Consider the following 13,767-nt stretch of genomic DNA (forward strand, 5'->3'; position numbering starts at 1 on the left):
CCCGAAGACACGCCCGTGGAGACTGTGACCGCTACGGACACGACTCACTTCGAATCTGTGTCTGCAAGTCACGTCGTAGAAACGGGAAGCCTCGGGGCTTGACCCCGAGGCGATTCACGCCGTTCCGCGTCCGTCTACGTCGTATTGCAGGAGTACCCCGTCGTCGATCCGGGTGACGTCCCGGAGCGATAGGTCGGGAAACGTCCCGACGAACCCCGGACCGTCCGCGAGCGTCGGCGTCTCGCGGCCGCCGATGACCATCGACCCGACGTACAGAGACAGTTCGTCGACGAGCCCCGCCGAGAACAGCGAAAAGATGATCTCGCCGCCGCCCTCGACCAGCAGCCGCTCAATACCCCGCTCGGCCAGTTCCTCGAACGCCGCCGGCAGCGACACCTGCTCGTCGCCCGCGACGATGATTTCGGCGCCTGCGTCGGCCAGTGCAGCGCGGCGCTCCCGGGTCGCGGCCGCCGACACGAGGAGGTGCGTCCTCGCTGCGTCGTCGAGGATCCGCGCGTCGAGCGGCGTTCGCCCCGAGGAATCGACGGCGATCCGGGCAGGCGAGGGGGGCTCGTTCCGCGCGGTCCGCTCGGCGCGGAGGTCCTCGTCGTCGAGCGTGAGGTGAGGGTCGTCGGCGAGTACCGTCCCGATCCCGACCAGTACGGCGTCGCTGTCGGCGCGCAATCGGTCGACGCGGGTGAAATCCTCCGGGCCGCTGATTCGCACCTGTTCGCGGCGCCGCGTCGAGAGTTTCCCGTCGACGCTCGTCGCGGCGTTGACGACGACCTGCATACCATTCTCGTGGGGCGGCCGGAACAAGCGGGTTTCGGTCCGCCTGTGCGGGTTTCGATCCGCCTGTCTGGGACGCGCCTGCGCGCCCCCAAACGGTCGCGAAGCTCCACGGACAGGACTTATGTGGACCAACGTGATAGACTCTCGCAGAATGGCGCCGAACGTCCTGATGCTCGGGTGGGGGTTTCCGCCGAACGTGAGCGGCGGCCTGGACACGCACGTCGGGGAACTGTTCGACGGGCTGTCCGACCGCGGCATCGACGTCGAACTCGTTCTCCCCGCGGAGTACGCACCCGAGGACCGGTCGGGGATCGTCGGCGTCCCGACCGGCGACGGCGACATCATCACGAGGGTCGGACGGATGAGTTCGACCTTCGCCGACCGCGCGGCCGACGCGGACATCGTCCACACCCACGACTGGTTCGGCTACGGCCCCGGTTCCCGGGCGAAGGCCAACGCGGACGTCGAGTGGGTGACGACGTTCCACTCGCTGTCGACGGATCGGAACCTCGACCCCCCGCAACGGGAGGTCGAGACCGAACGGCGCCTCGCCGAGCGCGCCGACCACCGGATCGCCGTCAGCGAACTCACCGCAAACGACGTCTACGAGCAGTACGGCGCGGAGTGTGAGGTCATCTACAACGGCTTCTCGGAGTGTGAGACGACGGGCCGGGATTTCAAGGCCGAACTCGGAATCGACGGCGAGATGCTGTTTTTCGTCGGTCGGCACACCGACCAGAAGGGAATCAGTCATCTGGTGTACGCGATGGAGAAACTCCGCCGCGACGACGTCACGCTCGTGGTCGGCGGCTCCGGCCACCTCACGGACCAACTGAAACGCTTCGCGGAACTGTTGGGCATCGAGGACCGGATCGAGTGGGTCGGCTACGTCCCGGAGGAGGAACTCGGCGACTACTACGCCTCGGCTGATCTGTTCGTTTCGCCCTCGCTGGCAGAACCGTTCGGGATCACCATCACGGAGGCGCTTTCGGCCGGAACTCGGGTGGTCGCCACCGAGAGCGGCGTCAACGAAGTGCTTCCCGCGGACTGTGTCGTCGAGGTCGAACCGGACTCCGAATCGCTCGCCGCCGGGATCAGCCGCGGGCTGAATCTCGAAGGGATGCCGGAGTACGACCCGATCACGTGGGACGAGGTCGTCGAGGAGACGCTCGCGTTCTACGAGCGCGTCCTGTAGGCCATCACCGCAACACGCGAACGTCCGTCACCGGCTCGGGGTGGCGGATCCGGTAGCCATCGGCCGTCGAAATCATCCCCTCGCTGGGGAGACTCTCCCGTGCGGCCTGGTAGGGACTGTCGCTTTCGATGCCCCGGTACGGGCTGTCGCTCTCGACGCCCTGATAGGGGCTACTGTCGCTTTCGACGCCGCGGTACGGACTGGCGCTTTCTGCCCCCCGAACGGGAGCATCGCTCGACCCGCGATACGGGCTCTCGTCGTGTGCCGGCTGATACGAACTGTCGTCTCTCCCGCCCGCCTCGCGCTCGAAATCCTCCGGCGGAAGGTAGATCCGTTCGCCCGACGCCGAGCGGACGATCACGGCGGTGTCGCGGTCGCCGTCCATCGTGATGACCGTCTCGCCGTCCTCGACGGTCACCGAGAATTTGACCCGTTCGGCGCCCGCAGACGCCGCAGCGTCGCCGGTGCCGTCCTCACGTCTGTCCATACTCAAACGAGAGACTCCCGCACACTTATATTTCCGCTACTAACTCCCGAACTGACGTATCACATTGTCAATGATACGCACATATACACCCCGAACGTCAAGTACCAGAGTCACAAATTGGGGGTATGGACGTCCGTGATGCAACGAGGGAAGACGTCGACGGCGTTCGTCGCGTCGCAACCGAATCGTTGAGCGCTTCGTACGGGCACGCGATCGACGAAGCAACGATCACCGCAGCTGTCGAAGAGTGGTACAGCCCCGACCGACTGACGGCGTCACTCGACGACGATAGCGAGGTCTTCGTCGTCGCCGTCGACGAGGGCACCGTCGTCGGGTTCGCACAGAGCGAAGTGTCCGACGGGCGCGAGACCGTCGGGTACCTCGATTGGCTCCACGTCCTTCCGGACTACCGCGGCGAGGGGATCGCCTCTCAGCTCCTGGCACGGCTGAAACAGGCGCTCGTGGCCGAAGACGTCGACCGCGTCGAGGGGCGGGTTCTCGCCGAAAACGAGGAGGGCATCTCCTTCTACGAGGAGCAGGGCTTCAGCGAGTTCGGGGAGCGAACCGTCGAGATTCGCGGCGAGTCGTTCACCGAGCGCGTGTACACGGTGTTTCTCGACGACACGGAGGCCGAACCGACCGGCCTCGCGGCGCGGGAGACGGACGACGGTCGGACCGTCTACGTCGCCTACGACGAGTCGGCTCGCGGCTCCGACGCGCCCTTCTTCGCGGTGTATCTCGACGAAGCGCGGACGGAGCGGTACGGCTGGCTGTGCGGCCGCGAGGAGAGTCTGAACGTCGCGATCGATACGATGGAACGGCTGGAGTGCAACGACTGCGGGAACCGCCGTAAGCCCGTCCGCTGGGACGCGGCGTACCTCTAAGGAACGGACCGGTCCTCGCCGGCTATTTTCCCGAACCGGCGTCCTTTCTTCGAGCTATTCCTCGGCTTTCGCCTGGATGTCCGAGACGACGTCCGGGTTCCGCAGCGTCGTCGTGTCGCCGAGTTCCTCGCCGTTTGCGATCTCTTCGAGCAGTCGCCGCATGATCTTCCCCGAGCGGGTCTTCGGCAGTTCGGGCGTGAAGATCACTTCCTCCGGACGGGCGATCGGGCCGATGTCCTCCTCGACGCCCGCGATGATCCGCTCGTGCATCTCCTCGCTCCCCTCGTAGCCGTCTTCCAGGATCACATACGCGTACACGGCCTCACCGGTCACTTCATGGTCGCCGCCGACGACCGCGGCCTCGGCGACGCCCTCGACGCCGACGATGGCCGACTCGATCTCCATCGTTCCCAGGCGGTGCCCTGAGACGTTGAGCACGTCGTCGACCCGGCCGAGGATCGTGATGTAGCCCTCGTCGTCGATCTTCGCGCCGTCTTCCGGGAAGTACACCCACTCGTCGGTCTCCGCATCCGAGTACTCCGCCCAGTACTCCTCGATGAACCGCTCGTCGTTCTTGTAGAGCGTCCGCAACATCCCGGGCCAGGGCTTGTTCACCGTGAGGTAGCCCGCACGACCGGCGTCGACCTCCTCACCGGCAGTGTCGACGACGCGCGCGTCGATTCCCGGCAGTGGCGGGCCGGCCGAACCGGGTTTCATCGTGCCGACACCCGGTAACGTCGTGACCATCATCCCGCCGGTCTCCGTCTGCCACCACGTGTCCACGACCGGGCACTCCTCGTTGCCGATGTGTTTGTAATACCACTTCCACGCGCGCGGGTTGATCGGCTCGCCGACCGTGCCGAGCAGTCGGAGACTGGAGAGGTCGTGCCGCTCGGGATACTCCGTGCCCCACTTCATAAACGCCCGAATTGCGGTCGGTGCCGTATAGAACACGTCGACAGCGTACTTCTCGACGAGTTCCCACAGGCGGTCGCGGTCGGGGTAGTCCGGCGTTCCCTCGTACATCACCGTCGTGGTGCCGAGCGCGAGCGGCCCGTAGACGATGTACGAGTGGCCCGTGATCCACCCGATGTCGGCCGAACACCAGTAGGTGTCCTCGGGCTCTAAATCGAGCACTGCGTGGGATGTCCACGCCGTGTACGCGAGGTAGCCGCCGGTCGTGTGTTTGACGCCCTTCGGCTCCCCGGTCGTCCCTGAAGTGTACATCAGGAAGAGCATGTCCTCGGCGTTCCGCTCGACCGGATCGACGCGGGCGCCCTGGTGGTCGGCCAGCAGGTCGTCCCAGTCGTGCTGGTTGCCCTTCAGGTCGTGGCCGAAGCCGTCGTCGCCGAGGCGGTCGACCACCACCGTCGCGTCGACGCCGTGATCGACGCCGGAAAGCCCCTCGTTGGCCTTGTCGAGGTGATCGAGCGGGTCGCCGCGTCGGTAGTAGCCGTCGCAGGTGACCAGGTATCGTGAGTCGGCGGAGTTCATCCGCGTCGCGAGCGCGTTCGCGGAGAAGCCGGCGAAGACGACCGAGTGCGGCGCGCCGATCCGGGCGCAGGCCAGCATCGCGATGGGGAGTTCCGGCACCATCGGCATGTACAGGGTGACGACGTCGTCCTCCTCGACGCCGAGGTCCCGGAGCGCCGCCGCGAACTCGTTGACCTCGCGGTAGAGGTCCTGATACGTGTAGGTCCGCGTCTCGCCGTGTTCTCCCTCCCACTTGATGGCGACTCGGTTCTTGTCGCCGCTCTCGACGTGACGGTCGACGCAGTTGTACGCAGCGTTCAGGGTGCCGTCGGCGAACCACTCGTAGAAGGGCTCCTCGGAGTCGTCGAGGACCTGGCTGTAGTCGGTCTCCCAGTCGAGGAGGTCCGCCGCGCGAGTCCACGAGCGGGGCCAGTTCTCCTCGAACTCCTCGTAGATCGACTCCTCGGAGATGTTTGCCTGCTCAACGAACTCCTCTGGGGGCTCGAAGGTCTCCTGTTCGACAAGCCGTGCTTCGAGTTCTCCGTCAGCCTCGTCGTCTGCCATATTCATCCACACAATTCGAAGGCCAGTTTATAAATCCCTGCGCCGGAACGAGCCCGACGGGATGCATCCAAATCGGACCGGTTACCACTTCATCGGTCGCCCTGCGGCGACTTTCAGTCTGTAGGAATCTTCGGGGGTGTTTTTCCCAACGATAGCGTAAGAGTGGATATGTCACGCGTGCGGATTCGGCAGCCGGACAGGGCGGCGCAGCCGGCGTCGCTCAGTCGCCGTCGATTTCTCCTTGCCAGTGCGGGTGTCGCCAGTGTTTCTACAGCCGGGTGTCTCGGCGGTGGCGACGATGCCGACGCTCCCGAACCGATCACGGTCCCGGAGGGGGCGACCTGTGAGGTCTGCGGGATGGTGATCCGCCAGCATCCCGGCCCGACGACCGAGATCTTCTACCGGGACCAACAGCCGAGCGGTCACGAGAACCCCGCCCGCTTCGACAGCGTCTGGGAGGCCTACCAGTACGAGTTCGAGAAAGACGACGCGGGCTGGGCGGACGTCGCCTTCTACGTCACGGACTACTCGACGGTCGACTACGAAACCTTCGAGGACGGCGGCGACACGCTGATCACCAGACATTACGAGGCATCGTCGTTTGCTCCTGCAAGCGAGGTGACGTACGTCGTCAACTCCGAGGTGAAAGGCACGATGGGCCGGGATCTGCTCGGATTCACCGAACGGAGCGACGCCGAGGCGTTCCAGTCGGAGTGGGGCGGGTCGCTCACGACACACGACGGCGTCACGCCGGAGATCGTCGCCGGACTCGGAACGTGATGGCGATCCTCTCGCCGAGCGCCACGGGCTGGCTCGCCGTGGCCGTCACGGGCGTTCTCGTCCTCGCCAGCGTCTCCTTCGCGTTGACGCCTGCCGGCGGGGACTCGCTGCGCCCGGTCGATTTCGATGACACCGTGACGATGGGCGGCACCGGCGTCGACACGCGCCGCGCCGAGGCCGAGGGCTTCGTCCTCCCGCGGGCGCAGGTGTTCTTCTCCGGCTACCGGTACGTCGTGGGCTACGTCGGCGTCGAGACGGCCGCGAGCGAACTGAGCGACGGCAACGCGCGACGACAGTTCGGCGATCCGCTGACGGTGTACGTTTCTGATTTCTCGGACATCTCCCCGACGCTCACCGAGGAGGGCTACGTGGTTCCCGAGCGCGGCCGATCCGTCGGCTGGACGCCCGCCGAGACGGCGTCCTTCGTCGTCGGGAGCGACGCCGCGATCCCGTCGGGGTCGGTCGCGCTCTCATTTTCCGAGCGGGATGACGCGGAAGCCTTCGCTGCGGCGCACGGCGGCGAGGTTGTCGACTGGGAGACGCTGCAGGCGACCGTCGGCGATCCGCTGCCGGAACGACTCGCCCGCTTCGAGGCGTCGATCGAGCGGCTGCAGGCCTGGGGGGATCGAACCGCCGCGGCCGCCCGAGAGCGTCAGGACCGACCCGTGAGCGTGGTCGTCGGTGACCGGTCGGCCGTGCCGGCGGACCGCGTGAGCGACCACAACGGGCGAGACGAGATCGCGACCGCCCCGACGATCGCCGATGCCATCGCCGCCGCACCGCCGAACACCACAGTCTACCTGCCGCCAGGGACGTACGAGGTGGACGGTGTCGTTGTCAACCGTTCGGTGACACTCGCCGGTGTCGGGAACGACACGACGGTCCGCGGCGACGGCAACGGCAGCGTCGTCCACATCCGCGCCGACGGCGCGGCGCTCACGGACCTCCGGATCACCGGCGTCGGCGAGGTGGGCAGTCGCGGCAGCGACCGCCGGAACGATACGACTGACTGGGATACCACCGTGCAGTTGGCGTACGGGTACGGCGACGCGGGCGTGATCCTCGACGGCGCGGCGAACGCCTCCGTCGCCGGCGTCGCGATCGACACGCCTGCAAGCGGCGTGATCGTCCGCGAGAGCCCCGGATCAGCGCTGACGAATCTGACCGTTCGGGGGGCCGAAACCGCCCGTGACGGATTTATGGGTGTCGTGCTCATCGGCGCGCCGAGCCTGGTGGAGGACTCGACGTTCATCGACGGCCGCGACGGCGTCTACACGCACCGCGCCGACGGGAGCGTCGTTCGCGACAACGACGCCGATCCCGGCCGGTACGGCGTCCACGAGATGTACACGTCCGCGTCGCTGGTCTCGAACAACACGGTCCGGGACTCACAGGCGGGTGTGATCGTGATGACGCGGCCGACGCGGAACCTCGTCGTCGACAACGACGTCCGCGGGAGCACGTTCGGTGTCGTGCCCGCGGGCGGAGATTCCTATTACGCACACAACGTTGTCGTCGACAACAAATACGGCCTGCAGGTGGCCGGCGACCGGAACGTCTTCGCCGCGAACGTCGTCGTCGACAACGAGATCGGCGCTCGTGCGAACGAGATCCTGCCGTCGAACCGCGTCCTCCGGAACGACTTCGTCGGCAACGACCGCGCGGTCGAATCGAACATCGGGCCGCTCCGGACGTGGACGCACCGCGGCGTCGGCAACCACTGGGGGACGCTACCGATCACCGACGGCGACGACGACGGCGTCTACGACCGCCCCTACCGTCCTTCGGGAACGGTCGACTCGCGACTGAATACAGTTCCGGGGGCGACGTCGCTCGCAGAGTCGCCCGCCGTCGCGACGCTCCGCCGGGTGCAGCAGGCCGTATCCGGTCTCCGGCAGTCGGGCATCGTCGACACCGCCGCGCGAACGAGACCGTACCAACCTGAAGTCGTTGGGAACGTGACTGGAGAACAACGGAACACGACGACTGGAGGTGTCGCAACGTGAACGCAACCGGAGGTGTCGCATTATGAGCGAGGAGCCAGCCCCGTTGCGAGCGACCGGGATCGACCAGTCGTTCGGCGACGTCGAGGTGCTGTCCGACGTTTCGCTGTCGGTCGACCGCGGCGAGGTCGCCGCCATCGTCGGTCCGAACGGATCCGGAAAGTCGACGCTGCTCCGAATCCTGGCGGGCATCAGCCCACCCGACGATGGGACGGTGACTGTGCCAGCCGACGCGGGCGGCGCCCGAAGCCTCGGATTCCTCCCCCAGCGACCGGCGTTCCGGGAGGGATTCACCGCCCGGGACACCCTGCGCTTCTACGCGCAGTTGCTCGACGGCGTCGACGACGAGGACGTCGCGGAGACGCTGGATCGCGTCGGCCTCGCGGGCGTGGCCGATCGTGCCGTGGGCTCGCTCTCCGGCGGAATGACGCGGCTGCTCGGACTGGGGCAGGCCGTGCTCGGCGACCCAGCGGTGTTGATCCTGGACGAACCCGGCAGCGGGCTCGATCCGGCGATGGTCGAACGGCTGTTCGGCATCGTCGGCGACCTCGCGGCCGACGGCACGGCAATCGTCGTCGCATCGCACGAACTGCCCGCTGTCGAGGCACACGCCGATACCGTTTTCCTCCTCGACGAGGGCGATTTCCTAGCGAGCGGTTCCCCGGCCGCGCTCCTCGAAGAGACCGGGACGGAGACGCTGTCGGAGGCGTTCCTGCAGATCGTCGGGACCCGCGCCGGCGAATCTACGGTCAGAGCGGGGGTCGGTCAGCGGGCGAACGATACCGAGACTGGAGGTGAACGGGACGATGAGTGACGAAGCGGCGACGGAAGACGAAGCGGCGACGGAAGACGAAGCAGCGACGGAGGAGGACGCACCGACGGAAGAAGACGCGTCGATGGAAGACGAAGCAGCGACCGAAGAGGACGCGCCGACCGAAGACGATTCGGCGGACAGCGAGCCCAGCGACGGATCTGATACCGATTCGACACCGGAGCCTGACGCCGATCGGGAGGACGAATCCGCCGGCGAGTCGGGTGGCAGAACGGATTATGGCTCGCTCGACGACGTGCGGCAGGACCTCCTGACGGTCGCGACGCGTGAACTCCGGACGATCGCTCGGACGCCCGCGCTCCTGGCCATCTCGGCGGCCTTCGCGGCGAGCGTCTTCGGCGTCGCGTGGGCCGGAACCGGCGGTGGCGGCGGGTTCGTCCCGCTGACGCTCGATCTGCTGACGTTCGTCGAGGTTTTAGTCCCGCTTCTGGCGATCGCGTTCGGCTACCGGTCGATCCTCGGCGACAGAGGGACCGGCGAACTGGACGTGCTCCGGACGTTCGACGTGACCAGAGTCGCCTACGTGGGCGGTGTCTATCTCGGGCGGGCGCTGGCACTCGTCTCGCTCGTCGTCGTCACGCTCCTGGGCGTCGGCCTGCTCGTGCCCTTTCTCACGGCCGACATTCCGACGTTCCTTGCGATCAACGAGGCGGCGGATTCGGGCATCAGATACGTCCGGTTCGTCGTGCTCTCCGGGTTCTTCACGCTCGTCGTGCTCGCGGCGACAGTCGCGATCTCGGCCGCGACGAGGACTGTCCGGACGGCACTCGCCTTTGCGATCGCGCTCGCAGTGGCGCTCGTCCTCGGGATCGATACCGCGCTCGTCGCCGGTCTCGCCGGCGGCCTGGTTCCCGCAGACGGCCTCGCCGTTCTCCTGGCGCTCAGTCCCAACAGCGCCTTTCGCGGACTGGTGCTTACGACAGCGGTCGGGGTGGTCGGCGGCGCAGACATCGCTGCAGGACACTCGCTTTTGAATTTGGTGGGCCTGCTCCTCTGGTGGCTCGGCAGCCTCGCGATCGCCGTCTGGCGCGTCTGGCCGGCCGTCGAGGAGATCGAAGCGTGAGGGAGCGCTCTGTCTGAGACGCCGATCCAGTTCCGGACTCCTGCGTTTTTATCCGAAGTTTTCGACCTTGGCCGCCTCGGGATCGGCGGCCGTGGCCCCCAGGGCGGTCAGCGCGTCGTCGACGAAGTCCGCGAACCCGTAGACGAACACCTGTTCGTCCGTCGAGCCGGTGACGGCGTCGGCGACGGCGTCCGCCAAGTCCGTTTCGGCCACGAACACCGACGCGCCGGCCTCGCGGAGGGCATCGAGGCGGTCGCCGTGTGCCGGCGCATCCGTCCGGTAGACGATCGCGGCCTCATTGCCGTCGGCGACGGCGGCTTCAGCGATGCCGACAGCCGGGCCGATGCCGGGACCGCCCGCGAGTACCACGACGCGCGACTCGCCGTCGTAGAACGTCTGTCCGAACGGGCCGGAGATCTCGATCGCATCGCCCGGTTCCAGATCCAGGAGAAACCGGCTGAACGGCCCGGCTTCGTCGGGATCGACCCCCACGGTGATCTCGAACGTCTCCACGACGTCCGGCGAGGACAGCGTGTAGAACCGACCGTACTCCTCACCGTCGATGGTCGCCGAGAGCTTCAAAAACTGGCCGGGGACGGCATCGAAGCCATCGGGCGATTCCAACTGTAGCGCGACCGTCTCGGGTCCGACATCGTCGACCCCAGTGACGGCGACTGTCGCGTTCATACCGACGCGTTCGGCGCCCGAAGAGAAGGGTCTTTACCTTCGTCGGCGAACCACCGCCGCGAAGACCCACGGACGACTGGGATTCCGGGAGCCGACCTCCCCCTCACTCTGGGGGTTTCGACATCGATTGTCAACACTTCGCACTGCCTGAACTTATGGGTAAACGTTCATCTCAAAAAAGAGTATAAAATATAACTATATCAATTTATAGCCGCCTATATGCGGTTCAAACTAATTATTTGTAAAATTACGTCAGGGGTTTCGCGGCCGTTTTTTGAGGGGCTTTCAGAAGGCTTTTCTTCAATCCCGCGGAAGAGCTAGTTCACATGCCTGCGGACTTCAACTGGGCCATCGGCGGGGAAGCCGGCGATGGCATCGACTCGACGGGAAAAATCTTCGCCCAGGCACTCTCCCGGGCCGGGCGACACGTGTTCACGTCGAAGGACTTCGCGTCCCGGATCCGTGGCGGCTACACGGCGTACAAGGTTCGGACCGCGGTGGACCCGGTACAGAGCGTCGTCGACAGACTCGACGTGCTCATCGCCTTGACCCCGCGGACGATCGAGGAGAACCTCGACGAACTCCACGAGGGGTCCGTCATCATCTACGACGGTGAACGGACCACGATGGCGAACGTCGAGATCCCCGAGGGGATGATCGGCCTCGACGTCCCGCTCAAACGACTGGCCGAGGAGGCCGGTGGGGCAATTATGCGCAACGTCGTCGCGCTCGGGGCCGCCTGCGAGGTCGCGGACTTCCCAATCGAGAACCTCGACAGCGCCCTGGAGAAGCGCTTCGGGTCGAAGGGCCGCGCACTCGTCGAAAACAACCAGGAGGCCGCCCGCAGCGGCCAGGACTACGTCGCGGAGGAGTACGACCACGACCTCGACTACGAACTCGAGACGACCGACGCCGACTACGTCCTCCTGAACGGCGACGAGGCGATCGGGATGGGGGCGATCGCCGCGGGCTGTAAATTCTACGCGGGGTACCCGATCACGCCGGCGACGGACGTGATGGAGTACCTGATGGGGCGGATCGAACAGTTCGGCGGCCACGTCGTGCAGGCCGAGGACGAACTGTCCGCGATCAACATCGCGCTCGGCGCCGCACGCGCGGGCGCCAGATCGATGACAGCGACGTCCGGGCCCGGGATCGATCTGATGTCCGAGACGTTCGGCCTCGTGGCCACGAGCGAGACGCCGCTCGTCGTCGTCGACGTGATGCGCTCGGGGCCCTCGACGGGGATGCCGACGAAACAGGAGCAGGGCGACCTGAATATGATGCTGTACGGCGGCCACGGTGAGATTCCGCGGTTCGTCCTCGGCCCGACTACTATCTCCGAGTGTTTCTGGAAGACCGTCGAGGCGTTCAACCTCGCCGAGAAGTACCAGACGCCGGTCTACATCGCCGCGGACCTCTCGCTTGCGGTGACCGAACAGACGTTCTCGCCGGAGACGTTCGATATGGACGCAGTCGAGATCGACCGCGGGAAGGTCGTCGACGAGGAGACCGTCGCGGAGTGGCAAAACGAGAAGGAGCAGTTCAAGCCGCACGCGATCACCGACGACGGCGTCTCGCCGCGGGCGTTCCCCGGCACGGACGGCGGCGTGCACATGTCGACGGGCCTCGAACACGACGAACTCGGCCGACGGACCGAAGACACGGAGATGCGCGTCGAGCAGGTCGACAAGCGCAACCGGAAGGTCGAGACCGCACGGACCGAAGAGGACTTCTCGTCGCGGGAGTTCGGCGACCCCGACTCGGCGAATCTCGTGATCTCGTGGGGCTCGAACGAAGGGGCGATGACGGAGGCGATCGACCTCCTCGACGAGGAGGGCGTCGACGTCCGGTTCCTCTCGGTTCCGTATCTGTTCCCGCGGCCGGACCTGACCGATGAGGTCGAGGCGGCGGAGAACGTCGTCGTCGTCGAGTGTAACGCCACCGGCCAGTTCGCCGACGTGGTCGAACACGACACGCTCTCGCGGGTCGACCGGGTGAACAAGTACGACGGCGTGCGGTTCAAGGCCGACGAACTCGCAACGGACATCAAGGCGGCGCTGCAGGAGGCAACCCAATGAGCTCAGACGTCAGATTCACGGATTTCAAATCCGACAAGCAACCGACGTGGTGTCCCGGGTGCGGCGACTTCGGGACGATGAATGGAATGATGAAGGCACTGGCGAACACGGGCAACGACCCCGACAACACCTTCATCGTTGCCGGGATCGGCTGTTCCGGCAAGATCGGGACGTATATGCGCTCGTACGCGCTTCACGGCGTCCACGGCCGCGCGCTCCCGGTCGGGACGGGCGTCAAACTCGCCAACCCCAACCTCGAAGTGATGGTCGCGGGCGGCGACGGCGACGGCTACTCGATCGGCGCGGGCCACTTCGTCCACGCCGTCCGGCGGAACGTCGATATGTCCTACGTCGTGATGGACAACCGCATCTACGGCCTCACGAAGGGGCAGGCGTCCCCGACGTCCCGGAAGGACTTCGAGACGCCGACCACGCCCGAGGGACCGCAGCAGCCGCCGGTCAACCCGCTCGCGCTCGCGCTCGCCTCGGGCGCGACCTTCATCGCGCAGTCCTTCTCGACGGACGCCCAGCGGCACGCCGAGATCGTCCAGGAGGCGATCGAACACGACGGGTTCGGCTTCGTGAACGTGTTCAGCCCCTGCGTGACGTTCAACGACGTCGACACCTACGACTACTTCCGGGAGAACCTCGTCGACGTCGCCGAGGAGGGTCACGACCGCACCGACTACGACGCCGCGAAAGAGAAGATCTTGGACGCCAGCAAGGAGTACCAGGGCGTCATCTGGCAGAGCGAGAAGTCGATCCCGTACAGCGAGAAACGCGGCCTCGACACCGATATGTCACAGGTCGACGACGGCGCGCCCGAGGGCGCGATGGATCTGGTTCGCGAGTTCTACTGAACGGCGTCTCCCGGGTTCTACTGATCGGCGTCTCTCGGATCACTCGCTGACCGTATTTCACCCGCA

General features: G+C 66.2%; 12 protein-coding genes. 8 read left to right on the forward strand and 4 right to left on the reverse strand.

Annotation, left to right across the window (positions count from 1 at the left end):
• Positions 1-114: 114 nt before the first annotated feature.
• Positions 115-792: a 2,5-diamino-6-(ribosylamino)-4(3H)-pyrimidinone 5'-phosphate reductase gene (locus tag RJT48_RS19510; protein WP_311174032.1), complete on the reverse strand. Its 678-nt coding sequence runs from the start codon at positions 790-792 to the stop codon at positions 115-117.
• Between the two features lie 169 nt (positions 793-961).
• On the opposite strand from RJT48_RS19510, the gene RJT48_RS19515 reads away from it, so the two are divergent.
• Complete coding sequence (locus RJT48_RS19515; protein WP_311174107.1) at positions 962-1,987, forward strand: glycosyltransferase family 4 protein; 1,026 nt, start codon at positions 962-964, stop codon at positions 1,985-1,987.
• A 4-nt stretch (positions 1,988-1,991) separates the two neighbouring features.
• Here the strand turns inward: RJT48_RS19515 and RJT48_RS19520 are convergent, their stop codons facing one another.
• Entirely contained in the window at positions 1,992-2,480 is a 489-nt protein-coding gene (locus RJT48_RS19520; protein WP_425604740.1) for a DUF7510 family protein, read from the reverse strand.
• A 119-nt stretch (positions 2,481-2,599) separates the two neighbouring features.
• Here RJT48_RS19520 and RJT48_RS19525 point away from each other — a divergent pair, with 119 nt between their 5' ends.
• The gene (locus RJT48_RS19525; RefSeq protein WP_311174034.1) at positions 2,600-3,358 is read left to right on the forward strand and encodes a GNAT family N-acetyltransferase; all 759 of its coding nucleotides are present in this window, start codon (positions 2,600-2,602) and stop codon (positions 3,356-3,358) included.
• Between the two features lie 54 nt (positions 3,359-3,412).
• Here RJT48_RS19525 and acs read toward each other — a convergent pair whose 3' ends face one another.
• The gene (gene acs, locus RJT48_RS19530; RefSeq protein WP_311174035.1) at positions 3,413-5,395 is read right to left on the reverse strand and encodes an acetate--CoA ligase; all 1,983 of its coding nucleotides are present in this window, start codon (positions 5,393-5,395) and stop codon (positions 3,413-3,415) included.
• 168 nt (positions 5,396-5,563) lie between these two features.
• On the opposite strand from acs, the gene RJT48_RS19535 reads away from it, so the two are divergent.
• The 4 genes from RJT48_RS19535 to RJT48_RS19550 all read left to right on the forward strand — a co-directional run bounded on the left by RJT48_RS19535 (position 5,564) and on the right by RJT48_RS19550 (position 10,073).
• Positions 5,564-6,175 (forward strand): nitrous oxide reductase accessory protein NosL, encoded by a 612-nt coding sequence (locus RJT48_RS19535; protein ID WP_311174036.1) that lies wholly within the window; start codon positions 5,564-5,566, stop codon positions 6,173-6,175.
• Positions 6,175-8,181, forward strand: coding sequence for a NosD domain-containing protein (locus RJT48_RS19540; RefSeq protein ID WP_311174037.1), 2,007 nt, complete (start codon positions 6,175-6,177; stop codon positions 8,179-8,181). The genes RJT48_RS19535 and RJT48_RS19540 overlap by 1 nt, the downstream gene beginning before the upstream one ends.
• A gap of 22 nt (positions 8,182-8,203) precedes the next feature.
• Positions 8,204-8,992 (forward strand): ABC transporter ATP-binding protein, encoded by a 789-nt coding sequence (locus tag RJT48_RS19545; protein WP_311174038.1) that lies wholly within the window; start codon positions 8,204-8,206, stop codon positions 8,990-8,992.
• 82 nt (positions 8,993-9,074) lie between these two features.
• Positions 9,075-10,073, forward strand: coding sequence for an ABC transporter permease (locus RJT48_RS19550; protein ID WP_425604743.1), 999 nt, complete (start codon positions 9,075-9,077; stop codon positions 10,071-10,073).
• 48 nt (positions 10,074-10,121) lie between these two features.
• Here RJT48_RS19550 and RJT48_RS19555 read toward each other — a convergent pair whose 3' ends face one another.
• Positions 10,122-10,760, reverse strand: a complete 639-nt coding sequence (locus tag RJT48_RS19555) for an FAD-dependent oxidoreductase (RefSeq protein WP_311174040.1) — start codon at positions 10,758-10,760, stop codon at positions 10,122-10,124.
• A gap of 326 nt (positions 10,761-11,086) precedes the next feature.
• Between RJT48_RS19555 and RJT48_RS19560 the strand changes: the two genes are divergently transcribed.
• Both RJT48_RS19560 and RJT48_RS19565 read left to right on the forward strand, forming a co-directional pair.
• On the forward strand, positions 11,087-12,841 hold the full coding sequence (locus RJT48_RS19560; protein ID WP_311174041.1) for a 2-oxoacid:acceptor oxidoreductase subunit alpha: 1,755 nt from the start codon (positions 11,087-11,089) through the stop codon (positions 12,839-12,841).
• Positions 12,838-13,701, forward strand: a complete 864-nt coding sequence (locus RJT48_RS19565) for a 2-oxoacid:ferredoxin oxidoreductase subunit beta (RefSeq protein ID WP_311174042.1) — start codon at positions 12,838-12,840, stop codon at positions 13,699-13,701. Before RJT48_RS19560 ends, RJT48_RS19565 begins: the two co-directional genes overlap by 4 nt.
• Positions 13,702-13,767 lie beyond the last annotated feature (66 nt).

Origin of the sequence: Halobellus ordinarius, from assembly GCF_031823395.1 — an archaeon.
GTDB lineage: Archaea > Halobacteriota > Halobacteria > Halobacteriales > Haloferacaceae > Haloquadratum > Haloquadratum ordinarius.